Consider the following 24,353-nt stretch of genomic DNA (forward strand, 5'->3'; position numbering starts at 1 on the left):
CTTGGCGGATCACCAAGGTCTTTACGTTCTGATGCTGAGTATCCATGGCCGCATTTGCGGTACTCCGGAGCTCGGGATCGATGCAGATACCGGCGGCCAGATTGGCTATGTACTCGACGAAATCCAGGCGCTGGCACGGGACCCGCGCGTTTCTCGGATCGACCTTCTCACCCGTCGCTTTGATGATCCCGATACAAATCCCATTTATGGAACGCCGCGCGAGCTATTGGAATCCGGCGCGCGGATTATCCGTCTGCCTGCCGGTCCAGCGCACAAATATCTGCAAAAAGAGCGGCTCTGGGATTACCTGGATACCTTCGTGGACGGCGCGCTGCAGTTTATCCGCAGTGAAGACTGTATTCCCGATGTCATCCACAGCCACTATGCGGATGCCGGTTACGTAGGGGTGCGCCTCTCCCGCCTGCTGGGTATTCCGCTCATGCACACCGGCCATTCCCTGGGGCGGGATAAGCGGGAAAGACTGATTGCTGCCGGCCGTAAGGCGGAAAGTATCGACCGGCAATTTCATTTCCCGCGACGTATTGCCGCCGAAGAGTCCGTACTCAGTGAAGCGTCCGTGATCCTGGCCAGCACCCGTCAGGAAGTGGACGAGCAGTATGGCCTGTACGAGAACGCCGCGCGGGCGCATTTCAAGATCCTGCCGCCCGGTGTGGACTTGCGACGATTTTCCCGACCAGGGCGGCAGCGTTCTTCACCGCTGCTGTCCGGCTTACACCGCTTTTTGGAGGCACCGCGCAGGCCTCCCATTCTGGCCATTGCCCGCCCCGATGAGCGTAAAAATTTTCAGCGTCTGGTGGAAGCCTATGCCACGGACCCGGTTTTGCGGGAGCAGGCTAACCTGGTTCTGGTCATGGGCCAGCGTGACCGCCTTGGGCAGCTCCCGCACGGGGCGAAAAGGGTGATTCAGAGCATCCTGCATACCGTTGATGATTACGACCTGTATGGACGAGTCGCCCTTCCCAAGCACCACGAGCCCGAAGACATTCCCGAATATTATCGCTATGCGGCCATCTATAAGGGTGTTTTCGTCAATCCGGCGCTCACCGAACCCTTTGGTTTGACCCTGCTGGAAGCAGCGGCTTCAGGTTTGCCGGTCGTTGCCACCCGGCATGGTGGCCCGCAGGACATCATCCGCTACTGCCGCAATGGCATTCTGGTGGATCCGCTGGATATCGGAGAGATGCAAGACGCCCTCAGACAAATGCTGTTTGATCGCCAACGCTGGCAGCGTGCGAGCCGGGCAGGCTTGCTAGGGGTGCGCCGGGTCTATAGCTGGGAGGCCCATGCACGCCGTTATCTGGCAGAAGTGGAACGCATTCTCCGGCGTCAGCGCAAACAGTTGCGGCGGGAATCCGCCGCCCGCCAGGGGGTACGCCGCGCCTTACCGACGGCGGATCATCTGCTCATATCCGACATCGACAATACCTTGATTGGCGACCCGGCGGGGCTTGCCACGCTGATGGAATGGCTGAGGGAACACCCCCGGGTGGCATTTGGTGTGGCCACCGGCCGGAATCTCAAACAAACCATGGAGATACTGGCGGAAAACCAGGTCCCTCGCCCGGATATCTGCATCACCGACGTGGGTACGCGTATCATCTATGGCAGCAAGCTGCGCGAGGATCAGGACTGGGCCGCTCACCTGCACTATCGCTGGTGGCGTGAAGGGGTATTACAGGCACTGGCCAAGATACCCGGCCTGCGCCTGCAGGAAAAATTCACCCAGAGCGCATTCAAGGTAAGCTACTACGTAGACCCCAAGCGCCCGCCAACGGCGAAGGATCTGCAGCATCGCTTGCGTGAGCGGCAGATCGCCGCCCATGTGGTGCTTTCCCATAACCGCTTTCTGGATGTGTTGCCCATCCGGGCGTCCAAAGGCCACGCTATTCGTTTCCTGGCCTTTCGCTGGGGATTGCCCTTGCGTGCAGTGCTGACCGCGGGAGACTCCGGCAATGACGCCGATATGATGGGTGGCGAAATTTGTGGAGTTATTGTCGGCAACCACAGCCCGGAACTACACGGGCTAAGGGATAAGCATCACATCTATTTTGCCAGTGCTCACCATGCCTGGGGCATTCTCGAAGGCATCCAGCACTACCGTTTTCCAGGACAAGCCCATGCCTGACCATCTGCGTCGCTGTATCAACCAAAATCCCCATTGCGTTGCCGGGCTGTTGCGACATCTGTTCAATCTGCAACGCCCATTTCTGCTTTTTACCGACTTGCAAGAGACCATCGACGACTTTGCTGCAGATTACGGCAGTGATGTAGACCTCGCGGTATTGCAGGCGTTTTTCTCCAGACTACAAGAGGCGGTGCTGGCGGAGCCTTGGATTTATCTGGCCTGGCGTCCCGGCCCTGGGCGCTGGACTTATCTGCGCCTGCATCGGGAGCAGCTTCAACTGGAGACACTCACGCCGGGTGATTATCTGGCTTTTAAAGAAAGACAGGTGCTCCCCGCAAATGATCAGGAGCCGATACTCACCGTGGATTTTGAGGATTTCCGCGCTGCCCCCTATCACCTACAAGATGAGGACACCATCGGACAAGGACTCATCTATATGAACCGCCGCCTGGCTGGGCAACTGTTCGGGAACATCAAGACGGGGCGCCAGAGCATTCTCGACTTTTTGGCCGTGCACAAGCTCAACGGGCAATCGCTGATGGTGCATGGGCAGCCGCCGGATTTTGAAGATCTACGCCAGACCGTGCAGTATCTGGCGACGCTCCCCAAGACCAAACCTTGGATGGAGTTTGCGGCGGAGATGACCCGTCGCGGCTTCGCCCCCGGCTGGGGAGATACCGCCGGACGAGTGCGCGAGACCATGCGTCTGCTGATGGATGTCTTGGATGCCCCCTCGGGAGAGAGTCTGCAAGCATTCATCGACCGTATCCCCATGATCTCCAAGATACTGATCGTGTCCATTCATGGCTGGTTCGCGCAGGACAAGGTGCTTGGACGTCCGGACACCGGCGGGCAGGTCGTTTACATTCTCGATCAGGCGCGGGCGCTGGAACAGGAAATGCGCCAGCGCCTGACCCGCCAGGGGGTGGATATCGTACCCCGTATTCTGATCGCCACTCGCCTGATTCCCAATGCCGATGGCACCTCCTGCGATCAGCGTCTGGAGCCCGTCCAGGGCGCCGATAACGTGCAGATTCTCCGCGTGCCGTTCCGGTACCCCAATGGCGAAATACTGCCCCAGTGGATCTCCCGCTTCAATGTCTGGCCCTGGTTGGAACGCTATGCCGATGACCTCGAACGGGAAACCCTGGCGGAATTTGGCCGTCGTCCCGACCTGATTATCGGCAATTACTCCGATGGTAATCTGGTGGCCACTATCCTTAGTGCGCGGCTGAATGTCACCCAATGCAACATCGCCCACGCGTTGGAGAAGAGCAAATACCTCTATAGTGACCTCTATTGGCGCGATCACGACGCCAGCCATCATTTTGCGTGCCAGTTCACCGCGGACCTCATCGCCATGAATTCTTCCGACATTATCGTTACCAGCACCTATCAGGAAATCGCTGGAAACGACCGCGAGGTGGGCCAGTACGAAGGATATCAGAATTACAGCCTCCCCGGACTGTATCGGGTGGAAAACGGGGTTGACGTCTTCGATACCAAATTCAATATCGTCTCTCCGGGGGCCGACGCCCGCTATTATTTTCCCTACTCCGCCAGCGAAGCACGTCTGCGTTATCTGCACGACGATATTGATGCACTGCTCTTTGACCAGGAGCCCGCCGCGGACCGGCGCGGCGTACTCAAGGAGCGGGATAAACCCATCATTTTCAGTATGGCGCGCATGGACCACATCAAAAATCTCAGCGGACTGGCGGAGATTTTTGGTGCTTCGCAGCGCCTGCGCAAACTGGCCAATCTGGTGATCATCGGCGGTCATATTGATCCGCGGAATTCTCAGGACGAGGAAGAGGGGGTGCAGATCCAACGGATGCACGATGTTATGGATGCGTATCAACTCGATGGCCAGATGCGCTGGATAGGCACTTTACTCGACAAAAATGTGGCGGGAGAGCTCTATCGAGTTATTGGTGATTCCCGTGGATGCTTCGTCCAGCCCGCACTCTTTGAAGCCTTCGGACTGACGGTGATTGAAGCCATGAGTTCGGGGCTGCCGGTTTTTGCCACCCGCTTCGGTGGGCCCTTGGAAATCATCGAAGACGGTGTTTCCGGCTTTCATATCAACCCCAATAACCAACAGGAGACGGCGGAAAAACTGGCGGATTTCCTGGAAGCGGCTGCTGCTGATATCCGTGTCTGGGAGACCATTTCCGACGGCGCGTTGGCACGGGTCAGCGCGCATTATACCTGGAGCAATTACGCCATGCAGATGATGACGCTCGCGCGAATTTTCGGCTTCTGGCGCTTCATGCTCAAAACCGATCGTCACGCCGCCCGTCGCTATTTGCAGATGTTTCAGCACTTGCAATGGCGGCCTCTGGCCCATGCGGTGCCGTTGGGGGAATCATGAGGTACAACAGTGCCAACGCTGAGATGCCCGGTGGGCACGCGGTTACTGTCCTTCTCGATCCGTGTCCTCCGTCACATGCGCTGGCCACCCGTCAGGCGCCAACCCCTGATGATGTGGATTTGCTTTTGCACTACGGACGTTACCCTAGAAATCGCCGCCCTCATGCCGCAACAACCAGCGTTTGCGCTCTATTCCGCCCGCGTATCCGGTCAAAGCGCCATCGGCGCCAATCACGCGATGGCAGGGAATGACAATACCAATGGGATTCGCGCCGTTGGCACGCCCCACGGCACGTACCGCCGATACCCGGCCCATACCCCTCGCCTGTTCCCGGTAGCTGCGGGTTTCTCCGGCGGGAATGCTGCGCAACCAAGCCCAGGCCTTCCGCTGAAACTCGGTGCCTGCGGTTTCTACGGAAATGGCGGAGACGGCGTTGAGATCCCCCGCCCAGTAGGCTTCCAGACCGTTGCGAACCGGCTGCGGAGCAGTCCCCGATGTTAGCGTTACCCTGTCGGAGCCGTAGAGCAGGCGGAGTCGATCCAGCATGCGGGCCTCGCTGTCCGCCCAGTCCAGTGCACGTAGGGAGTTTTGCGCGTCGGTGACCAGCAGCATGACACCCAACGGTGTAGTGACACGATCCAACTGCCATCGAAGCGCTTGGTTCAGCATGAAAATCTCCCCAATATGAACTCTGGAATGATGTTCTACCTAGGCGCTGGAGAAATGGCAGGAAGGGATTCGCCAACTATTCGTTTCCTGCCTGCCATTGGGCTTATGATGACCACCTGACGCCTGTACAGATGCTTTAGCAATTGCGTGCTCAGGGCGACACATGGATGATCATGGCAGCCAGCACGATAGTGATACTCAGCAGAATAACTCCGTAGAGGCCGTAGAGAAATTTGTGGACATGATAAGTGCCCTCGTCCACTTTTTTGACCGTGCGAATGAAGTTGATGCCACCGATGACCAGGTTGGTGACCCCGAGAAGAATGAAAACGATGCCCATCCCGGAAAAGCCTGCGCCCATCACGAGTCTAGTATGGAGCATGATGGAGAGCTGCTCCAGGAAAAAGTCGAATTTTTCGATCACGAAACCAAAGGCAATCAGGCCTATGCCGGTGCGTACCCAGGCGAGGAAGGTACGCTCGGCGGCCATGTAAACGCGCGGATCAATGATTTCTTTCTCAGCCACGGGAGATCCTTCTTGGATATATTCCAGGTCCGACATAAAACGAAATGTTACCACAAAAATCAGGGCGATGGCGGGCCAGCTCAGCCAGTAGAAAAGCTCGGTGAAAAAGTGGCCCAGGGCGGCGTAGTGGAGAGCCTTGAAGAGAATGGCCAGGCGTGCGGAAATCAGGCCGGTGCCGATCGACAGGAAGAGGAGTTTGAAATAACCCAGGTAGGTGCGTTCCAACGCCATGTAAAGCCGGGGTTCCTGTACCGTCGGCAGGTATTTCAGAAACATCATGGATGGGGGTGACCGTCCGCGCTTGAGCGTCTGCTGGTATGGAGTTGCGAGAGCTGGCAGTTTAACGGGAAACAAACCATGTGAGAAGGTGGGAAAATGGTTGACCCTGATGCCGTTGATTGGTATTTTGTCCCCTCTCTAGGTGAGCCCGCTCACCTTGGGGCGGTTAGCTCAGCGGTAGAGCACTGCCTTCACACGGCAGGGGTCGCAGGTTCGAACCCTGCACCGCCCACCAAATAAATCAAGTAGTTATATCATATGCCCAGGGCCGGTTTTTTGTTGAGTGCATTGTTGAGTGCATTTTCTGAAAAAGCACGTTCCAAGGCGATGGATTGCGCGTCGGTTTGCAGGTGCGCGTAACGCTCTGTCATCTTGGTGGATGAGTGACCTAGGATACGGCTGATGGTGTACAGGTCTGCTCCTGATGCTAGCAAAATTGATGCGCAAGAGTGCCGTAGATCGTGAAAGTGCAAGTGTGGCAATCCGGCCTTCTCGCGGGCGCGACGAAATCCAGACTTAAGCCCTTCGGCGTTGATGGGGAGAGGGATGAATGGTAGCCAGAGGCGCATCGGTCCGATGATGGGTACGGTACGCGTTTTAAGCGTTTTAGTGTTCCCAGCGCGGATGGTGATCGTCGTTTCCCCTACGTCCTCGGCCTTGAGCTTCGTAATTTCGCCGCGACGGCAGCCGGTAAATAGAGCAATCCAAATCGCGGCAGCGACCGGATCGGATGCGTGGCTGGCGAGTTCGTTGACCTGCTCCAGCGTTAGGTAGATATGCCGCTCGTTGTGCTCCGGCAGGCGCTTGATCCTGGCACCGTAGTTCTCTGGGGTCAGTTCCTGTTCCCAGGCCAGCGTGAGGGCCTTCTTGAGCGCGCCCAGACTGCGGTTGATCGTTGCGGGGGCATAGGCTCCGGTCATGTCGCGGATAATCATCGCGGCGCATTTTGGGGCCTCTGAGGCGGTGTATTGGGCGAGCCAGGGGGTGATGCGGGCAGCATGGAATCGGGCGGTCTCCGGGCTACGCAGGTGCTCCAGATGCTTGAGGTACAAGGGCATGACAGCGGCAAGCGGTGGATCGCCGGCACGCTCCGGCAGGGGTCTTGCCGATGTCAGTTCGGCTCGAAGTCTGGCTTCGACTTGCTTGGCGTCACGCGCAGACGACCCGGCTGGCAGGATGCGATGTAGGCGTCTGCCGTCAACTTGAACTTGGACATTTCGACGCTCTTTGTTGTCGATCCAGATGGACACTGCCTATTCCTTTTTGACCACTCAAGCACTTCTGCCAAATTGTACCTTTTACCACGCTTGCCTACCGGGATAAATGGCATTCCGTCATGCTCCATCCGGCGAATCGTGGACTCACTAGTCTGTAGTTTGGCGCAAAGCTGCTGTCTAGTTAGGTGCATTGATCATCCACCGTCTAGTCCATGCCGTAGCGTTATCCCATGCGTCGATCAGCGCTGGTATAGCATCTTCCAGGGAGTACCCGTAGGCGATGGTGGCACCGATGGTCGTCTCGAGATCCACGTAAACGCTCCTTACGGACGTTTCCCCATTGGGCTGAAGCCCGGTTATGGGCAGCCTGGTGCCATTAAGCCGGATGAGTGTGCCAAGGCGCGAGGCATCCTTCTTTGCTGCCGCGATCATGACGGAACCTCATCCCAGAGTTGAACAGAGCGCCGCCAAGAGGGGGTATCACCACGCGCAGCTATGCCGACGCGGCCCGGCTCCCGAAACAGAAATGACCCTCTCGGCGCACACAAGAGTATCCGGCAAAACAGCAACTCAGAACGGCTCCGTTGCTTCGGGTCCTTCCTTGTGGCTATGAACAGGAGGGTGCGCTCCATCAGAGCACCATCTTCTGCACCGTGCCGGCGCGGGAGACCATGGTTATCAGGTCCACAATGGTTGTGGAGCGATCGAAGAGGAAGGTCAGTACAGCGCCGTCGCGGTAGGCGACGGAAACCGGTGCGTGTTTCTGAGAAAATCTGAGAGGGATTAGGTGCTGTGGGACAACCCCGTCCGCATTGGGGTGGAACCCCTGCCTAGTTGGTTCACCATTGAGCATGGTTCTTTGCATGGCTGTTGGTCTCCATGATGCCGCGCCGGATGGGCGGCTTCGACGGAGAAATTATAACCGCTAAGGTTATCATGTCAACATAATGGTTATAACAACGACAAGCGCCTAATCCATCACCTCATTGGTCTGCCGCCACTACGCTCCAAGTAGCCTCCCCAGATCTCCACGGAATCCATGCGGTTCTCAGGGACTGAAAATGGGGCGTATATCGGGTCCTGGTTGATGGAGCTCACCCGCAATGATCCGTCCGGGAGCCGGTGAACCATTTTAACCATTACTTCAGCGTCTACGCGCAGGACAAAAGTACACAATCGTGGATCTGTCACTCCCGGTCCGGGCGGAACGCGCCGACGGGTGTCTACAACGATCCAGTCATTGTCAAAAATAAAGGGGCTCATGCTTTCCCCTCGCACCCGGTACGCCTTGCACGCGTTCGGCACACAACGTCTACTCACAAAGAAATCAGCGTCGTATAGTCTCAACTTCTTTTCTGGCGCCTCAGTGACAACTAGCCGATTACCCGCCCCAACTTCCAACATTACTGCCTCTATGGCGGCGTAACCATCCGGCACTGGTTCCTCGCCTGGATACCACGCACTGACATCCATACTTTCAGTCACACCAGCCTTTTCCGACTGGCTGTGAATGCCCTGTCCACCAATCGCATCAAGGGTCTCAGCAGGAACTCCTAGTATATTTGATAACCTAACCAGCTCCTTTCTGGGAACCCCTCGCTCCTCCCAGTGTTGATAGTTCTGTGCATCTTTGAGCTGGAGAACATCTAGCGCATAGCGGCGCTTGGATAAGCCGCGTCTCTGCCTATCCGATTCCAACATGGCAATAGCAATTGTAGATCCTGTAGGTTTTTGGTTTTTCATGCGCTGATTGTTCCCCTTAGCTCACAAGCATGGAAGAACCGCTGTGTTGACAGTATCACCATTGTGGTTATACTTTGCCCCATGAATGGACTTGACCGTGCAGTGTCACATTTTGGCTCCCAGTCATCGCTCGCGCGCACGCTAGGAGTTTGCCCAATGGCAGTTAGCCACTGGCGGCGTCGAGGAGTCCCCCTCGCCCGCGCCATCGCCATCGAGCGCGCCACCGCCGGCGCCGTCACCCGTGCCGAACTCCGGCCCGACATCTTCGGCCCCTTGGATGAGATCAGAGACCGGGGAGCCACATGAGACACCATTCGACTACTACGACTTCTATGCCAGGAAACGGGGGCACCCGGATTGCGTTTTCAGCCGCGCGATCATTCCTGGCGCCCATTCGCAGGGCTGAGAAGGCTGGAAGAGACCATGCCAATTCCAATTGACGCACAAGAACAGGATTGTTCAGCACTTTCGTCCCCACCTGTACCGGCAGACATTGATCTGCGTTCCTATTGCTGGATGAAGCTGGACCTGAGCCGACTTCATTCCAGCGATTTCATCCACCTGGCCAACAATGAGGAGTTCGGCGCAGCGGTAAAGCTATGGACCGAATCCATGCGGCAGGTACCTGCTGGCAGTCTTCCCAACGATGACAAGATCCTGGCGTGCCTCGCTGGATATCGAGGTTCTCCCCGACGGTGGATGAAAGTCAAGACTATTGCACTGCATGGCTTCTCCCTTTGCTCCGATGGCCGCCTGTACCATCCCGTGCTTGCGGAAATGGTACTGGATGCCTGGGGCAACAAGACCCAACAGCCGGCATCAAGCCCCTCGGACCCGCGCGCCAAGGATCGCGAGCGCCTTCGTCGCTGGCGGGCGGCACAGAGGGCCAGGCAGGAAAACGCTCAGTCTAACAGAACTGAGGAAGCACACTCTACCCAAGCCGATGAAACGATTGAAACGTTTCAAGGCCGTTTCACTGAAACGTTTCCTGAAACGGCTGAAACGTTTCATAGAAAAGAAGGAGAGGGAGAAAAGAGAGAGAGAAGAAACGTGGATAACGTTTCCGAAACGGCGGGTGAAACGTTTCAGGAAACGCCGCTCACAGAGCCCTCTCCACTGCCGACTGCAACCCGCGAAGGCACGTTGTGCAAGAAACTACGGGGGCTTGGCGTCCGTGCGGCCCCTCACATGGTCGTTGTGCAGGAGATGTGCGCCCGTCATTCCGATGAGCACATCCTGGCGGCGGCGGAGATCGCCCTGGAGAAAAAAGGCAGCGGCATCCACGTCGGCTACATCGCCGCGATGCTGAAAGACGCTGGGAAATCTTCAGGGAAAGGAGGAAAGAACCAGCCGGCAGCGGGGCCGCCCAACCGCTCGCTCCTGCCGCCCGTCGCCGTTGCCGAATCTCATTATGTCAGACTGTAGGAGAGCCGCCATGGAAAAGAAGTCCGATATCCACCATCAGCCATCCGTCCATGCGGGCGATGCTGCCAGGGATCTCCTTGCCAAATGGGGATTCGACCCTACCAATGAGGCGATCCTGCCCGACCGTCATCCCCAGTACCGCGAGTGCGCGCGCCACGGCCGCTATTCGATCTCCATGGTGGATGAGCGGGACGTCATCCGCTACCTGCCACCGGTCTGTCCGGTGTGCGCGGCGGAGCATGCCTCCCGCCGACTTATGGAGAGCGCGGCCATCCCCAGTCGCTACATCGACTGCGGCTTCGACAACTACGTGGTCGAGGTCCCGGGACAGCAGATAGCTCTCGATGTCTGCCGGGACTACGCAGATCATTTCGAAGAGCGCGCCCAAAAGGGATCCTGCCTCATCCTCTGCGGGAATCCCGGCACGGGCAAGAACCACCTGGCGTCTGCCATCGCCCACGTGGTGCTGGCCAAAGGGCACAGCGTGCTCCAGGTCACCGCCTACGACATCATTGCCCGGATCCGCCAGACCTGGCAGCGGGGAATCGGCAACAGCACGGAGCTGGAGGTCATTCGCGGGTTTGCGGAAGTGGGTCTGCTCATCATCGACGAGGTCGGGAAAACCTTCGGCAGCGATGGCGAGCGGGTGCATCTCTTCGAGGTGATCGATCACCGATACCGCGACCTGAAGCCGACCCTCATCCTGTCCAACGAGAATATGGAGGGTGTGGAGAAATACCTGGGTCCGGCCGCCTTCGACCGGCTCTGTCAAAATGGCGGGCTGCTGCTCTTTGACTGGCAGAGCCATCGCCGGGGGAGGGGGTGCAAATCCGACACGGCTCTCTGTCTGCGGGGTGAATCATGAACAGAAATCATGAGCAGCAACTGCTGATAGAGCCCCTCTCAGAAGGCCACCCGACGCTGAACACGCATCCCGTCCGCTCCGCTTGCGCCCGAAGCGCGACCAGAGACATGGCATCCTACCTGATCGACCTCGGCCCATTCTTTTCAGAGCCAAAGCAGTTCCTGGAAGACCTGCGCGCGAGTGACTTTGCGCCGAAGGGATACGATTGCAGCGCACAGGTGGCCATCCGCCTCATGCGCTGGTCGCAAAGCATCCAGTTGACCCCCCGCCAAAATCACATGATGAACCAGATCATCTCTGAGGCCATTCGGCGTGGAGCCGCGATCATCGAATCCAAAATCAGGACGGCTGAATGGTCTATACCAGATCATCGCGACGATCATCACGATCTTGCCGTCACGGCGGCCACCAAGGCATTGCAACACTTTACGGAGAAGCACGACCTGGCCACGGTGCCGCACCCCAATATTGCGACATTCGTTGATGTGCATACCCGGTTTGCCTCCCGTGATGCCATGGAAGATTTCATTTATCGAAAACGGCTCGATGCGGAATCGGTGTTGCCCCACGAACCGACGTTCTCCAAAGCATCGCTGGAAAGAGTCATTCGGCAGAGGCGATCGGAACTCAAGCATCTCTCCGGAGAAAAACGGCAGAAGAAAATGCGGGAGCTGGAAAGAATGGAAGCCACGCTGCATGGAGCGCGAACAGAGGTTCGCCTGGAATATGCGCTGGAAGAAAGGGGAGACCATGAGGCACGGGGCAGTAGCGAGCGACTTTCGCTGGAGGATCAGGTGTCCATCGCAGTCGGGGGTATCGACCTGGAAGAGGAAGACGACAGTTATGAGATGCCCGCCGACCAGCGGGAGTTCCTGGATCTTCTGATTCAGGTGGGCAAGCAGCAAATCGCTGCAAGGCAGCTCATCCCTTACCTGGCCGAGGCCAGGGAATACCGTGCCATTCTCGGTCTTCTCCGAATACTGAAGAAGACCGATGAAATCAGCCTTGAAGCAGCATCGCTGCGTGAACTGCTGGGCAATCGAAACCTGGCCGATATTCGAAAGAAGGTCTTGCGCGTTGGCCGGGCCGACAGCCGTGAAGTGGTCTCCCTTTTCGACTCGTGCAAGGCATACCTTCGTGGGGAGAATGGTGAACGTGAGGTGCTGGCTGCACTGCAGGTGGCTTCCGTATGAGCGTACATCCGCCATTCCCATGGCTTGGTGGCAAGGGGAAACTGGCTGACCAGATTCTTGCCCGGCTTCCCGAGCCGTCGCGGGAGCTGACCTATGTGGAACCCTTCTTTGGCGGCGGGGCGGTATTCTTTGCCCGTCGTCCCTCGGGCATCGAGGTCATCAATGACGCCAATGGCGAGATCGTGACCTTCTTCCGTGTGCTCCGAGACCGCACGGACGAACTGATCCGGTATTTGCAGCACACCCCCTACTCGCGCCAACTGTTTTATGAGTGGCGGGCCATTCCGGACCCGGCAAGCCTGCCAGACCTCGAACGCGCCGCCCGGTTTTTCTATATCGCCCGGTCCGCGTTCGCCGCCGAGTCCACCCGCAAAAATCCGGCGTGGGCCTTTGCCAAGGTTTTTGACAATAAGGCTCGGTCCATGGCGACGGTTATTGATTCGGAATTGCGATTGGTTCGGGATCGACTGCGGTACGCACTGATTGAGAACGATGATGCCACTGCGGTTGTCCGGAGATTCGACAGCCCATCCGCCGTTATCTACTGTGATCCGCCTTATCTCCAGGCTACCCGCAGAGACGGGCAGTATGCCGATGAGATGACTGACCAAGATCACGAAAACCTGCTTCGGGTGCTCTGTGCCTGTGACGCCTATGTCGCGATCTCCGGCTATCCCAGTGATTTATACGCGGATCATTTGGAATCCGGGCAAGGATGGTCCTTTGTGGATTTTGCCTACTCCTGTCACGCGAACCGGTCAGGGCAAGCCGGGGAGGATATCGATCGAGATCGGACAGAAAGGATCTGGATGAATCCGCGCCTTACGCAGTGGTATGAGCGGCACGCCCCGCGCCAGTGCTCCCTGTTGGATTTGTGTGCAGTGTGACCCACTCCCGATCTATACCGAACCGAAAAAAGGACGTTTCGTCATCTCTCAAGGAGAAAGTCATGGCAGGAGTGAATAAAGTGATCTTGTTGGGCCATCTGGGGCGAGACCCTGAGATGCGGTACATGCCAGACGGGACGGCGGTCGCCAATATGACCATCGCCACTTCGGAGTCCTACAAGGATCGGGACGGCAATCGCCAGGAGCGCACCGAGTGGCACCGCGTTGCCCTTTTTGGGAGGACGGCGGAAGTCGCCGGCGAATACTTGCGTAAGGGAAGCCAGGCGTACATCGAAGGGCGTATCCGCACCAGAAAATGGACCGATAAGGACGGTCAGGAGCGGTATTCCACGGAGATCGTGGGCGACCGGCTCCAGTTGATCGGTGGGCGCCGTGACGGGGCCGATGGTGGCACTCCAGCGCCACAGCATGGTGGTGGGGGTGGCGGGGACATGGGTGCTGCACCGATGGAGGAATTTGACGACGATATTCCCTTCATCACCAAGGCGGAAAACCTCTACCAACCCGGTCAGAGGCTTCCGCGAGTGCGGTTCTGAGGGGAGCGGAACTTGCTCAGACTCTGGCATTCAGGTGGTCCCGCCTGCGTCAACCCCTGATCTACCGGTCTTCAAGGAAGAACATTTCCATAGAGCTGATTCTTGTCCAGCACGGCGTAGGTATTACCGCTTGGATCTACCCTGAATTCCCCGCAGTGCCAGTACCGGTGGAGCAGGCCATCAAGGTGCTGCTCCCGGAGGGTGGAAGTTCGCCAGGATGGCGCTAGTCGCATTTTATATCTGCTGGAGAATCCTATACCGGCCCACTCACTCTGGCGGCGGCCGGCGAGATGTTTTATAAAGGTAGTACCAACAACAACTAACCAGGGGGGGCGCAATTTGAATCACTCGCACCTGCGATCGCCTCGGCACAATCCCTATATCTCGCGTTGGCTACGCGGGACTGTGGCTGAGTTTTATGGTGGTCGTGCTGGTGGTGGGGGCATGGCTCGCCTGGTCCGACTGGCAGTAAATTACTTCATAGTTGCGAGTCCTATGGCCAGTTTTGTGTAGAACTGAAGGCTAGGAGAAAGGCAGGGGCGTTGTTGCGAGGCAAGGTCTAAAATGACTTGCGGTTATGAATTTCCACAAGCAGTCTGTTTGTTGACAACCAGTAGGCTCAACGGCGGCAGTGCAGCGTAAGCGGACCTTTCCGTGCAATTTGGGGAGGAGTAATATCGACCTAAAAGCTGACGTTCGGTGATGGCTCCACGAACTACCGGAGTTCGGCCTGAGCAGTCATACAAAGTGTATCGAAAACCACTAAGTTTGCCTCCCATGAAGTTCGCTTCAAGTGGTTGAGGAAAAAATGGGGGTACAATTCGCATGCCCCCGCTAAGCCGATGACGCACTGATCCCGGGGACGATGGAACGCATGTTCAACTGATCACCTGTGAGGAGGAGCGCCGTGACGGCACTTAGCAAAACCAACGACAAGCCCGATGAACTGGCGGTCGCTGTACCTGATTTCGCTGTCAATCAGCCCGCTTGGTTGCGGCTAGAGGATCAACTGAGGTGGTACGACGACAAAAGCTTACACAGCCAGCACTGGTACAAGAGGATGAAGCTGGCTCAGGTGGCGCTGGCAATGCTGATTCCAGTGATGAGCCTTTTGCCTGCTGACTTGGCAAAATGGGCCGCAGCGGTTTCTGGCATTGCGATCGCTTTGTTGGAGGCCGTGCAGCAGATGAACCAGTATTCGACACTCTGGGTCACCTATCGCTCGACAGCAGAGCGTCTGAAGCATGAGAAATTTCTGTTCCTGTCCACCGCCGGCCCCTACCGTGGCTTGGCGGAACCGGAGCGGCTGATCCAGCTCGCCGAGCGTGTCGAGGAGCACGTATCAACGGAGCATGCCAACTGGTTCAACGAAACTCGCCGTGTCGCCGCCGCTGTCAAGCTGGAGGGCAAATGATGGCTGTGAGCCGCCCAGCTGAATTGCAGATCGGCGAGAAATCTCTCCCGCTGCCGGTCTACTTTCCGTCCATCTCGTCGGTAAAGACGCCGCTACGGCCGCATGACTACTTGCAGGTTCTTTCATCACTGGTTGGGTTAAATGGCCAGTATCTGGTGTCGGCCTTTGATTTGGCCGTCATCGAGAGCCCGGAAAATGCTGTACAGATGCTACAAGCCTCGCGTGATGCGGGTGCGGTGACATTGATGGATTCCGGCAACTACGAGAGCTTCTGGAAGGATGCACAAGGCAGCTGGGCTCAAACCACGTTTCACCGGATGCTAGGGGCATTCCCCTGCGACCTTGCCTTTGGGTTTGATGAACAGCAGCCACCGGACGATGCGGACGAACACGTAGCGCTAGTGGTCGCTCGCTGGCGCAGCGATCAGGCTGCGGCAGGTGTTTGCCGGGTGGTGCCGATCATCCACGCCACGGCAGAGGCCTTGCCTGCACTTTGTGCTGCAGTGGCCTTGGAGACGGGCGTTCCGATGTTGGCCGTGCCAGAGCGCAGGCTGGGCGATGGCGTCATCGAGCGGGCCTGCGCGGTACGAGCTATTCGAGGCGAACTCGACAAGCTGGGGCGTTACGTCGCCCTGCACCTGCTGGGCACGGGCAATCCGATATCGATTGCGTTGTACGCTGCGATGGGAGCTGACAGCTTCGATGGATTAGAGTGGTGCCAAACCGTTGTCGATCACGACACAGCATTGCTCTACCACCTGTCACAGGCCGATTTCTTTACCGGGCAAACGGCTTGGGCCGATGCCAAACTCTCGTTTCAGGCGCGCACACTGGCACACAACCTCGAGTTTTACGCGGGGTGGATGCACCGCCTTCGGGCTGCAATGGCCGCCGGGAACGTGGTCGACTTCTGCCGCCACAACTTCCCGGTCCGCGCGTTCCAGCAATGTGCCCCAGCCTTTGAATGGAGTGCATCATGAAGGTGGACATCATTAACCGGACAATTCGCGCGATGTGCGGCGAGGTCAAGGCACAAGGCAGTGCGCTACAGGACTGGCATCTGCTAACCGAAGAAGAGCTGCTATACGAAGCTGCGCTGTGCATCTTCGGCAGCCAGATGGTGTTCGAGATGGCAGTGGCCACGGCAGACCGCTTGCGTGACGTGGGCCTTATCCTGCCGCAATGCCGGCTCGATCACGGCGAATACGAATCCCGCATCATTGCGGTGCTCTCCGAACCATTGGTCATGGTGGGGAAAGACGGCTCCACGCGCTGGGCGCGGCCGCGACTCAAGAACCGTCTGGCCTCGTTACTGGCAACCACGGTAGCCGAGATCTACGGAAAAGGCCGCTCAATCCGAAGTCTGTTGTTTGCTGCCGAGAGCGCCAAGGGGGCGCGCGAGGTTTTGATCCAGAACATATGGGGGTTTGGGCCCAAACAGGCCAGCCTCTTCTTGCGGCGAGTCGGTTGCTGCGCGGATCTAGCTGTCCTGGATGTGCACGTACTGGACTATCTTCAGTTGGCACGCGGGCTTTCGCTCACGCCTAGCAGGCTAGGACGGTTGTCGTTCTACGAAGAAATAGAAGATACCTTTCGTGAAGTCGCGGATGAGTTCGGATACTCGCTTGGTTGCGTCGATCTGGCGACTTGGCTCACGATGCGCGTTGCCAAGAGGGAGGCCTATTTATGAGCTTTGTGAACTTGGTTTCTGGTGGCCTCGACTCGACCCTGGTCGGTGTGATGGCAAAGGAAGACCACATCGACCACTTCCCGTTATTCATCGACTATGGCCAGCGGGCTGCAAATAAAGAGTGGGCAACCTGCCAGGCCGTCCATAAGCAACTTGGATTGCCCGAACCGACGAAAATGGACCTCTCCGGATTCGGGCGCGTCATTGTCTCCGGCCTGACGAGCACGGAACTGGATATTAAGAACGAAGCCTTTACCCCAGGCCGGAATCTGATGTTCCTACTGATGGGCAGTGCGTACGCCTATCAACTTGGTGCTTCATCAGTCGCCATCGGGTTGTTGGCAGAGCAGTTCAGCTTGTTCCCGGATCAGCGGCCACCGTTCCTTGCTAATGCCGGGGAAGCCATCGAGGCTGCAATGGGGCGCCGCATCAAGATACTGACACCTCTAATCGAGTTCGGCAAAGCAGACGTCGTCAGACTTGCAAATGAAAAAGGCGTGAGCGGCACCTACTCGTGTCACACCGGTGATTCACTGCCTTGTGGTCGCTGCATCGCCTGTCTTGAGTTTCAATTCAACGAAGGAGAATGACATGGGTGGAGGTTCCGGCGGCGGCTTATTCAGTTCAGACATCAAGAGCCTAGAGGACAAGGTTAAACAGCGCCTCGCCGAAGCCATAGGGGACGTCAGTAGGCACGTTTTCATCAGCTTCGACCATGATGACCTCCATGAGGTGAACTTGCTCCGAGGGCAGGCCAAAAATGACAAACTTGACCTGCAATTTGATGATCATTCGCTCAAGGAACCCGTCGACAGCGCGAACGCGGACTACATCAAGCGGAACATTCGCGAAAAAATAGATCGCTGCTCTGTAACGGTGGTTTATCTAACCGACAAAACTGCTTCAAGCGAATGGGTCAACTGGGAAATCGAAGAGAGCCTTAAGCGCGGCAAAGGCGTTGTCGGGGTCCACAAGGGTGATATTCCGCCTGCCAAGACACCACCAGCTTTCCAGCAGAACGGGTGTAAAGCAGTGAAGTGGGGGCATGCTGCTCTTATGGAGGCTATTGAGGAAGCAAGCACCAAGCGTTGATCTCTGGTTCGGAAATATGACTTGCAAATTAGAACCACTGATGTGGACAATAAATAGATTTATAAGACGCATCATATTTGCCGCTCACGCTAACGGGTTGAATATATGGTGACAAGGTCAGGACACCAATTATTGCGACCTCGACTACACGGCTCTGGAAATTTGAAGCGCATGGCTATCCCCAACCACCACTGCGGTAGAGTGCGATCACCCAGAATGCTTACCTACTTTCGCAGAGAAGATCAGCCAACTATGAGAATGCTCGTTAGTCATTCGACTCGTGATACCCGTGTCCGCGTACTTTGGAGATTTATAGACGAGTTGCAGATCGCGCTTAACGTAGCTGGTGTACCGATTCAGCTTGTCAATGTCGTATCTGAATGCGGAACAAAACAAGTTCCCGACCTCCCCGGTGAGCTACGCAGCGCTACAGCGGCCACAGATTTGACGATGATGGTTCTCACACAGGGCTATGTTAACTCAATGCGGTGTGACGACGAGATGCACGGTCGCGCTCAAAGCTCCTGCCGTGACTGCCCTTCTCATCGTCTCTTCCCTGTTCGGTGGCGGACTTATCCATGGGATAAATTGTGGTCACGGAGTATCGAAGGGTGGGGGTAGATCTCCAGGACGTGATGACTGACGATTTTCTAGACACAATAGAAATGCAGTTATGGGAGGCTGGCAAGAGACCTGAAAAGTGGCATCATGAACCGCCCCGGGTTTCGTGGAGGCCATTTGGTTTAAGTGCAGGCCGTTAATTCGGTCTGACACGGCGAGTTGCCGATAGTAGTTTGCCTCAGCTTCTGCCGGAGGGATATAGCCGATTGGTTCGAGCAGCCTGACATGGTTGAACCACGCCACCCATTCGAGGGTCGCCAGTTCCACCGCTTCCCGTGTCCTCCACGGGCCGCGCCTGTGAATTAGCTCCTCCTTGTACAGCCCATTGATCGTCTCGGCCAGGGCGTTGTCATAGCTTCCAAGGTGCCGTCGATATATTGCATACTGGGACACATCCATTCGGCAGGGTCATACTGATTTTGGCTGTGTTTGTAGATCACAAAGTCCCAGTTATCTTTTTTCCGCGCCATTCCAGATGGCAGATGGGTTGTGGTGCATTGTTATCATCAGCCCGGCTCAAATACAAATAGCATTCATTGTAGCGGAGCTTGTAAGCGCAGTTCCGGCGTCTGTCAAGGTAGTTGTCGCGTCACCCATTTTTTAAGCGGCCTTTTTATCCTGTCGCTGCGGGTTCAGATCTACCGCACCGATCGGTGTCCAATTGCGTGTGCGGCCTGACCAGCGCGCTGGGTTTCTCGCCTTGGCTGCCTCATAGAGGGCATGGCGCTTCGCCAGCAGCACATGATCCTCGCCCCGGTGACGCTGGGCGGGGGTGACGAAGCGAATGCGGCTGTGACGATGCTCATGGTTGTACCAGACGATGAAGTCACGCACCCAGATTCGTGCGGTGTCGAGGTCCGCAAAGCCGCTTTCCGGCCACTGTGGGCAGTATTTCAGCGTCCGGAACAGCGACTCTGAATACGGGTTGTCATTGCTGACCCGTGGTCGGCCCCGGGATGGGGTGATCCCCAGATCGTAGAGCTTGGCCAGCAGGGTAGATGATTTCATCGGGGCGCCATTGTCGGAGTGCAAGACCAGTGGCTGCCGCCAGCATTGCTCCGCCATAAAACCCCTCTGGATGAGCGCAGCGGCATACTCGCCACTCTCCTCCGTATGGACCTCCCAGGCCACCGCCTTGCGGCTGTAAAGATCCTCAAAGAGGTAGAGATAGTAGTACTGCCCACGCACCGGCGACGGCAAATAGGTGATGTCCCAAGACCAGACGGTGTTGGCTGCGGTGGCCGTATGGGTGGTGGGTAACTTCTCCTTGCGGGGCGGGTGCGCACGGCCACGCCGTGCCCCCATGCCCTCGGCCTTGAGGATCCGGTAGAAGGTGGACTCCGATGCCAGATAAACCCCCTCATCCGCCAGCCGTGGCACAATCTGGGTCGGTGGCAGGTGTGCAGTATCCGGACGATGACAGGCGTCCAGCACCTCCTGCACCTCGGCTTCACTCAGCTTATTGCTGGGTGCCAGTCGTTCGACCGTCGTGCGGGCATCCGCCTTCACCATTCCCTGCTCCTCTGTCCATCGCTGGACGGTGCGTAATGATAAACCTGCTTCTGCGCAGGCCCGCGACCGGCGGGCGCCGCCGTCAGCCGCTTCCTGTATCCAGGCGACCAATTGTTGCCGCTCCGGGACCGGGGTTAATCTTCCCCGGCGTCGTCCCCCCAGAGGGCGTTCAATTTTTTTCGCAAGATCAACAGCGCAGCCGCCTCGGCTAAGGCCTTGTCTTTGCGACGCAGTTCCCGCTCCAGCTCACGAATCCGTCTCTGGTCTGCACGGGCTTGCGCACCCGCTGTCTGTTTCTGTTGGGTGGCGGTCTGCTGTCCAACGATACAAGCCTGTTTCCACGCTTTTACCTGGTCTGGATACAGCCCTTTCTCCCGGCAATATTCGCTCAACTCCACCTCGGACAGCAGGGCCGTTTCCACCACCGCTGCCAGTTTGGACTCGGCAGACCAACCCTCTGCTGTCTTCTTGGTCACTGCACTCATCGCCCCACTCGCTATCGCCTGCTTACGCCAATGGTACAGCGTAACATCAGAAATCCCTTCCTGTTTGGCCAGTTCTGCCACGGACAAACTGGTGGGCGGCAACATCTTCTGCAATACAGCGGCCTTACGTTCTGCTGAATAATGCTTCATCCCGATAATCCACTTTCCGCCCCCACCCTATGCCTGACTCCATTTCAGAGAGGCGACAACTACCCTGACACCGGGGGTTCTTAGGAAGCTTCGTGCTGAAGGTGTCTATTAGAACCCATATCTCTGCTTTTATTTCGTCTGTTAGTGAGGGAGTTTCACTCTTCATGGTCATTTCCCAGCAGGAGTAGGGGGAATCATTTTATCATTTCCCCCAGATGCTTTTGGTTGAATTTTAATGTCGCGTTGATTGTTAATATCTCAATTAATCTATATAAGCTCATTTTGGTGCATAAAAATATATTGGCATTAAAGGCAGAAGCACTTTATCGTCATCGGCCATTTTAGGATAGAACTCCTGCCATAGGGCAATCAAGCGATCCAAATCAATCAGCTCAACATGCACATGTGAACCTCTCGCGGCTGTTTTAGCATCTGGGGTGAACCCACCTGATGAAACAAAAATACCAACATCTCCTTCTTTCTGTAATAAGCCCATTAATTGGCGAACTTCCATTACTGGGGCCTTGTCCTGTCGGTGCTTGATTTGCACTTTGATGCGTGGAGTTACTGTGCCTAAGGGGTCGCGATAGGCAATGATATCAACCCCGCCATCCTTACCTCTTGGAGCAATAAATGGGGTATAGTAGCCCATGCCGCGCAGTAATGCGGCAACAATATCCTGGAATTCATATTCATTTTTCTTGTCGATACCAGCTTTAATGCCATCAATAGATGCTTCTTCCAGTTCTTGGATGGTCGCCTCTTGGCGGTGCTCTTCGATTTCACCCGGGCCTAATAATGGGGATTGTATTTCTGCAATAGGCGTGTCTGCGTTTAGGTTTTTGGCTTTCCAGTCACGATAAGCAGCAGTCGCAGCATCTAGAAGTCCTTTCGGTCCAAGCTCCAATTTCTTTTCGCCCTCCGGGGTGAGGTACCATACCCCTTTCTTTTTGACAAGAAATCCCGCTTTAATGGCATCAATACTAAAAAAATGTAGTGTAGATTGCCAGCGAATATTTCCACTCTTTTCGTAGCTCGCTTTGGCCCAATCGTCCAGCTCGACCTTATTAGGTATCTCAGCTACAAGATCGCGTCCTGGCGCCTCACCGCCCTTGTCTTTGAGAATCACGAATGCCGCGTGAAGGACCTTTGCAGCAAGTGCTCGCGAGCGTGAAACATCGGTTGCGTCTGACATCTTATCTCCCTGTTAGGTGTTCGTTAGCAGCATACAAATACCGCTGAAACCCACTGAATGCCTTCCTCACCTCTGCCGGGCTACCCAGCTCAGCAAAGGCATCGGATATGGCGTTGTTGTACTTCAGCCGGAGTAGCGGCGATAATTTTTCGGTATCCAGTTCCGCATCACCCACTTTCACGTATTGCGCCAGCACAAAGTCCAGAAAGGCCCGCTGCTTGTCGGTGAACTGTTGGTCCATACTCTGCTTGGCGTGTTCAGCCCGCTCTGATCTGGAAACCGGTTGCAAGGCAAAGGCCACATAGGCCAGCACGTCATAGAGATCACTATTCTGCGCGTCGATGATTTGCTGCATCTCCATGAGCAGTTCCCGGTTATAGCCCTTCTCGGCCAGTCCCTGCAGAAAGCTCTTCCGCGTCTCAGGATCGCTCCATATCTGGCGAAGCGCGTCCTCATCCTTGAAGAACTCCGGCAGTGTGCCAAAGAGCCCTTCCAGAAACTGCGCTGCCGTAACGGGATTTCCATCTGGTCCGAAATAGATGGTGGAAGATATGCTCTGGATGCTGCGCTCCTTCCCATCCCGCAGCTTCACCCGGATTTTGACGGGCCGCTCGGTCGGCGGTAGAGGTAGACGGGGTTCCCGCACTTCGCTGCTTCCCCCTGTGGATTCCGCTTCCAGCGGCTCGCCATCCCATTCCGGATCACCAAAATGATGATGCGCCTTCACGAAGTCATAGACGGTGAAAAAGTCCTTCCCATCATACAGCCGGGTGCCCCGACCGATGATTTGCTTGAATTCGATCATGCTGTTGATTTGGCGAAGCAGAACGATATTGCGAATGTTCCGGGCATCGACGCCGGTGCTCAGCTTTTGGCTGGTGGTCAGGATGGTGGGGATATTTTTTTCGTTGTCCTGGAAGTCTTTCAGATACTGATCGCCCATGCTGCCGTCATTGGCCGTCACGCGGACACAGTAGAGGGGATCGGTGCTGGTCTTCTCCTGATTGATGATGTCCCGCACCATGGCGGCATGTTCCTGATTGGCGCAGAACACCAAGGTCTTCTCGCGCTGGTCGATCTGGCTCATGAAGAGTTTTACCCGATAGCGTTCCCGCTCGGGGATGACGATTTTGCGATTGAAGTCTTTTTCCAGATAGGTTTTTCCAGGCTGAATTTCCCCTTCGAGGAGATCATCATCGGGGGTGTATATGTATTCGTCGATGGTGGTGGCGAATTGCTTGACCTTGAAAGGGGTCAGGAAGCCGTCGTTGATACCGTCCTTGAGGCTGTAAATATAGACCGGCGCTCCAAAGTACGCATAGGTGTCCACGTTGTCCCGGCGCTTGGGTGTAGCGGTGAGGCCCAACTGTACCGCAGGCGCAAAGTATTCGAGGATGCCGCGCCAGCTGCTTTCGTCCTTGGCGCCGCCCCGGTGACATTCATCCACCACGATGAAGTCGAAGAAGTCCGGCGGATAGTCCCCGAAGTACGGCGTGTCACCGGCACCGCTCATGAACGTCTGGAAAATGCTGAAAAAGATACTGCCGTTGGTAGGGACGCGGCCTTTCTTGCGGATATCCTCAGGAGCAATCCGCACCAGGGCATCTTCGGGAAACGCGTTGAAGGCATTGAATGCCTGATTGGCGAGGATGTTCCGGTCGGCCAGGAAAAGAATACGCGGCCTGCGGCTGGGTTCGCGGGAGAGGTTCCAGCGGGCCTGAAAAAGCTTCCAAGCGATCTGGAAGGCGATGAAGGTTTTGCCCGTGCCGGTGGCCAGCGTCAGGAGGATGCGCTCCTGTCCCTGTGCAATGGCTTCCAGGACGCGCTGTACGGCGGTCTCCTGATAGTAGCGGGGTTGGAACGAGCCGCCGACACTTTCAAACGGAATGGCGGCAAAACGATCCCGCCACGCATTTTCTACGACATGGGTTTGATTCCAGAGTTCTTCGGGGGAAGGATAACAGGGTAGTTCACCTTCCGAACCCATTTCCATGTCGATGCCATAGATGGTTGTTCCGTTGGTGGCATAGGTGAAGCGTATGGCCATCTTCAGAGCGTATTGCTTGGCCTGCATGACTCCTTCGGTATGGGGCAGATCGCGGCGCTTGGCTTCGACGATGGCGAGCTTTTCGTTACGGTATTCCAGCACGTAGTCGGCAATCTCGGGCTTGCCGCGTTGTCCGGCACCTTGTAACCGCCCCTGAGTGATCCGGTACTCCCGCAGTACCCGGCTGCCTTCCACCACACCCCAGCCAGCGGCCTTGAGGGCAGGATCTACCAGTTGGGCGCGGGTGTCGGCTTCATTCATGGCGG

22 protein-coding genes, 1 tRNA gene and 1 pseudogene are annotated in these 24,353 nt (G+C 56.6%); 14 read left to right on the top strand and 10 right to left on the bottom strand.

All coding sequences use genetic code 11. The annotated features are described in order from the left end of the window. The first annotated feature begins 1 nt into the window (after window position 1). Window positions 2-2,146: an HAD-IIB family hydrolase gene (locus AFERRID_RS11815; RefSeq protein WP_126605259.1), complete on the top strand. Its 2,145-nt coding sequence runs from the start codon at window positions 2-4 to the stop codon at window positions 2,144-2,146. Beyond that, complete coding sequence (locus tag AFERRID_RS11820) at window positions 2,139-4,520, top strand: sucrose synthase (RefSeq protein WP_126605260.1); 2,382 nt, start codon at window positions 2,139-2,141, stop codon at window positions 4,518-4,520. Before AFERRID_RS11815 ends, AFERRID_RS11820 begins: the two co-directional genes overlap by 8 nt. A gap of 144 nt (window positions 4,521-4,664) precedes the next feature. Here the strand turns inward: AFERRID_RS11820 and AFERRID_RS11825 are convergent, their stop codons facing one another. Together AFERRID_RS11825 and AFERRID_RS11830 are read right to left on the bottom strand one after the other, a co-directional pair. Continuing rightward, a complete protein-coding gene (locus tag AFERRID_RS11825; protein WP_126605261.1) occupies window positions 4,665-5,189 on the bottom strand; it encodes a methylated-DNA--[protein]-cysteine S-methyltransferase in 525 nt (174 codons plus the stop codon). Window positions 5,190-5,340: 151 nt separating this feature from the next. Continuing rightward, complete coding sequence (locus AFERRID_RS11830; RefSeq protein WP_126605262.1) at window positions 5,341-5,994, bottom strand: YidH family protein; 654 nt, start codon at window positions 5,992-5,994, stop codon at window positions 5,341-5,343. Between the two features lie 160 nt (window positions 5,995-6,154). Between AFERRID_RS11830 and AFERRID_RS11835 the strand changes: the two genes are divergently transcribed. Then, a tRNA-Val gene (locus tag AFERRID_RS11835) sits at window positions 6,155-6,229 on the top strand. Window positions 6,230-6,248: 19 nt separating this feature from the next. Here AFERRID_RS11835 and AFERRID_RS11840 read toward each other — a convergent pair. From AFERRID_RS11840 to AFERRID_RS11855, 4 genes are all read right to left on the bottom strand, one after another. Beyond that, window positions 6,249-7,244, bottom strand: a complete 996-nt coding sequence (locus AFERRID_RS11840; protein WP_126605263.1) for a tyrosine-type recombinase/integrase — start codon at window positions 7,242-7,244, stop codon at window positions 6,249-6,251. 144 nt (window positions 7,245-7,388) lie between these two features. Continuing rightward, the gene (locus AFERRID_RS16020) at window positions 7,389-7,523 is read right to left on the bottom strand and encodes a hypothetical protein (RefSeq protein ID WP_257248164.1); all 135 of its coding nucleotides are present in this window, start codon (window positions 7,521-7,523) and stop codon (window positions 7,389-7,391) included. A gap of 319 nt (window positions 7,524-7,842) precedes the next feature. Then, the gene (locus AFERRID_RS11850) at window positions 7,843-8,076 is read right to left on the bottom strand and encodes a hypothetical protein (protein ID WP_126605264.1); all 234 of its coding nucleotides are present in this window, start codon (window positions 8,074-8,076) and stop codon (window positions 7,843-7,845) included. Between the two features lie 113 nt (window positions 8,077-8,189). Beyond that, window positions 8,190-8,954 carry a S24 family peptidase gene (locus AFERRID_RS11855; protein ID WP_126605265.1) on the bottom strand — a complete coding sequence of 255 codons (765 nt, stop codon included), beginning with the start codon at window positions 8,952-8,954 and terminating at the stop codon, window positions 8,190-8,192. A gap of 81 nt (window positions 8,955-9,035) precedes the next feature. Between AFERRID_RS11855 and AFERRID_RS11860 the strand changes: the two genes are divergently transcribed. From AFERRID_RS11860 to AFERRID_RS11910, 11 genes are all read left to right on the top strand, one after another. After that, the gene (locus AFERRID_RS11860) at window positions 9,036-9,260 is read left to right on the top strand and encodes a transcriptional regulator (RefSeq protein WP_029316360.1); all 225 of its coding nucleotides are present in this window, start codon (window positions 9,036-9,038) and stop codon (window positions 9,258-9,260) included. Window positions 9,261-9,377: 117 nt separating this feature from the next. Beyond that, window positions 9,378-10,379 (top strand): YdaU family protein, encoded by a 1,002-nt coding sequence (locus AFERRID_RS11865; RefSeq protein ID WP_232027560.1) that lies wholly within the window; start codon window positions 9,378-9,380, stop codon window positions 10,377-10,379. Between the two features lie 10 nt (window positions 10,380-10,389). After that, window positions 10,390-11,244: an ATP-binding protein gene (locus AFERRID_RS11870; protein ID WP_126605267.1), complete on the top strand. Its 855-nt coding sequence runs from the start codon at window positions 10,390-10,392 to the stop codon at window positions 11,242-11,244. Next, window positions 11,241-12,437 (top strand): hypothetical protein, encoded by a 1,197-nt coding sequence (locus AFERRID_RS11875; RefSeq protein WP_126605268.1) that lies wholly within the window; start codon window positions 11,241-11,243, stop codon window positions 12,435-12,437. The genes AFERRID_RS11870 and AFERRID_RS11875 overlap by 4 nt, the downstream gene beginning before the upstream one ends. Beyond that, on the top strand, window positions 12,434-13,324 hold the full coding sequence (locus AFERRID_RS11880) for a DNA adenine methylase (RefSeq protein ID WP_126605269.1): 891 nt from the start codon (window positions 12,434-12,436) through the stop codon (window positions 13,322-13,324). The genes AFERRID_RS11875 and AFERRID_RS11880 overlap by 4 nt, the downstream gene beginning before the upstream one ends. Before the next feature lie 62 nt (window positions 13,325-13,386). Then, a complete protein-coding gene (gene ssb / locus AFERRID_RS11885) occupies window positions 13,387-13,881 on the top strand; it encodes a single-stranded DNA-binding protein (protein ID WP_126605270.1) in 495 nt (164 codons plus the stop codon). Between the two features lie 907 nt (window positions 13,882-14,788). Next, window positions 14,789-15,295, top strand: a complete 507-nt coding sequence (locus AFERRID_RS11890) for a DUF4231 domain-containing protein (protein ID WP_197722436.1) — start codon at window positions 14,789-14,791, stop codon at window positions 15,293-15,295. Continuing rightward, window positions 15,292-16,275, top strand: coding sequence for a hypothetical protein (locus AFERRID_RS11895; RefSeq protein WP_126605271.1), 984 nt, complete (start codon window positions 15,292-15,294; stop codon window positions 16,273-16,275). The genes AFERRID_RS11890 and AFERRID_RS11895 overlap by 4 nt, the downstream gene beginning before the upstream one ends. Further along, window positions 16,272-16,985, top strand: coding sequence for an 8-oxoguanine DNA glycosylase (locus AFERRID_RS11900; protein WP_126605272.1), 714 nt, complete (start codon window positions 16,272-16,274; stop codon window positions 16,983-16,985). The genes AFERRID_RS11895 and AFERRID_RS11900 overlap by 4 nt, the downstream gene beginning before the upstream one ends. After that, window positions 16,982-17,575: a 7-cyano-7-deazaguanine synthase gene (locus AFERRID_RS11905; RefSeq protein ID WP_126605273.1), complete on the top strand. Its 594-nt coding sequence runs from the start codon at window positions 16,982-16,984 to the stop codon at window positions 17,573-17,575. Before AFERRID_RS11900 ends, AFERRID_RS11905 begins: the two co-directional genes overlap by 4 nt. Before the next feature lies 1 nt (window position 17,576). Next, window positions 17,577-18,077 (top strand): TIR domain-containing protein, encoded by a 501-nt coding sequence (locus tag AFERRID_RS11910; protein WP_126605274.1) that lies wholly within the window; start codon window positions 17,577-17,579, stop codon window positions 18,075-18,077. A gap of 774 nt (window positions 18,078-18,851) precedes the next feature. On the opposite strand, the pseudogene AFERRID_RS11915 reads toward AFERRID_RS11910, so the two are convergent. The 4 genes and pseudogenes from AFERRID_RS11915 to hsdR all read right to left on the bottom strand — a co-directional run. Beyond that, a pseudogene (locus tag AFERRID_RS11915) lies at window positions 18,852-19,055 on the bottom strand (integrase core domain-containing protein); the annotation flags it as partial. Between the two features lie 243 nt (window positions 19,056-19,298). Next, window positions 19,299-20,845 (bottom strand): IS3 family transposase gene (locus tag AFERRID_RS11920; protein ID WP_126605275.1). Its coding sequence is split into 2 segments (ribosomal slippage): window positions 19,299-20,383 and window positions 20,383-20,845, totalling 1,548 coding nucleotides; the frame shifts between segments, so codons are not numbered across the junction. A gap of 277 nt (window positions 20,846-21,122) precedes the next feature. Then, window positions 21,123-22,040 (bottom strand): restriction endonuclease, encoded by a 918-nt coding sequence (locus AFERRID_RS11925; protein WP_126605276.1) that lies wholly within the window; start codon window positions 22,038-22,040, stop codon window positions 21,123-21,125. Between the two features lies 1 nt (window position 22,041). Beyond that, window positions 22,042-24,348 carry an EcoAI/FtnUII family type I restriction enzme subunit R gene (hsdR, locus tag AFERRID_RS11930; RefSeq protein WP_126605277.1) on the bottom strand — a complete coding sequence of 769 codons (2,307 nt, stop codon included), beginning with the start codon at window positions 24,346-24,348 and terminating at the stop codon, window positions 22,042-22,044. Between the last annotated feature and the right edge of the window lie 5 nt (window positions 24,349-24,353).

Source organism: Acidithiobacillus ferridurans (assembly GCF_003966655.1).
GTDB lineage: Bacteria > Pseudomonadota > Gammaproteobacteria > Acidithiobacillales > Acidithiobacillaceae > Acidithiobacillus > Acidithiobacillus ferridurans.

Bases quoted from the DNA above. Each gene is read 5' to 3' on its own strand.
- AFERRID_RS11925 (WP_126605276.1), bottom strand. From the start codon at position 22,040: ATGTCAGACGCAACCGATGTTTCACGCTCGCGAGCACTTGCTGCAAAG.
- AFERRID_RS11850 (WP_126605264.1), bottom strand. From the start codon at position 8,076: ATGCAAAGAACCATGCTCAATGGTGAACCAACTAGGCAGGGGTTCCAC.
- AFERRID_RS11830 (WP_126605262.1), bottom strand. From the start codon at position 5,994: ATGATGTTTCTGAAATACCTGCCGACGGTACAGGAACCCCGGCTTTAC.
- AFERRID_RS11855 (WP_126605265.1), bottom strand. From the start codon at position 8,954: ATGAAAAACCAAAAACCTACAGGATCTACAATTGCTATTGCCATGTTG.
- AFERRID_RS11875 (WP_126605268.1), top strand. From the start codon at position 11,241: ATGAACAGAAATCATGAGCAGCAACTGCTGATAGAGCCCCTCTCAGAA.
- AFERRID_RS11860 (WP_029316360.1), top strand. From the start codon at position 9,036: ATGAATGGACTTGACCGTGCAGTGTCACATTTTGGCTCCCAGTCATCG.
- AFERRID_RS11900 (WP_126605272.1), top strand. From the start codon at position 16,272: ATGAAGGTGGACATCATTAACCGGACAATTCGCGCGATGTGCGGCGAG.
- AFERRID_RS11905 (WP_126605273.1), top strand. From the start codon at position 16,982: ATGAGCTTTGTGAACTTGGTTTCTGGTGGCCTCGACTCGACCCTGGTC.
- AFERRID_RS11820 (WP_126605260.1), top strand. From the start codon at position 2,139: ATGCCTGACCATCTGCGTCGCTGTATCAACCAAAATCCCCATTGCGTT.
- hsdR (WP_126605277.1), bottom strand. From the start codon at position 24,348: ATGAATGAAGCCGACACCCGCGCCCAACTGGTAGATCCTGCCCTCAAG.
- AFERRID_RS11870 (WP_126605267.1), top strand. From the start codon at position 10,390: ATGGAAAAGAAGTCCGATATCCACCATCAGCCATCCGTCCATGCGGGC.
- AFERRID_RS11865 (WP_232027560.1), top strand. From the start codon at position 9,378: ATGCCAATTCCAATTGACGCACAAGAACAGGATTGTTCAGCACTTTCG.
- AFERRID_RS11880 (WP_126605269.1), top strand. From the start codon at position 12,434: ATGAGCGTACATCCGCCATTCCCATGGCTTGGTGGCAAGGGGAAACTG.
- AFERRID_RS11910 (WP_126605274.1), top strand. From the start codon at position 17,577: ATGGGTGGAGGTTCCGGCGGCGGCTTATTCAGTTCAGACATCAAGAGC.
- ssb (WP_126605270.1), top strand. From the start codon at position 13,387: ATGGCAGGAGTGAATAAAGTGATCTTGTTGGGCCATCTGGGGCGAGAC.
- AFERRID_RS11895 (WP_126605271.1), top strand. From the start codon at position 15,292: ATGATGGCTGTGAGCCGCCCAGCTGAATTGCAGATCGGCGAGAAATCT.
- AFERRID_RS11825 (WP_126605261.1), bottom strand. From the start codon at position 5,189: ATGCTGAACCAAGCGCTTCGATGGCAGTTGGATCGTGTCACTACACCG.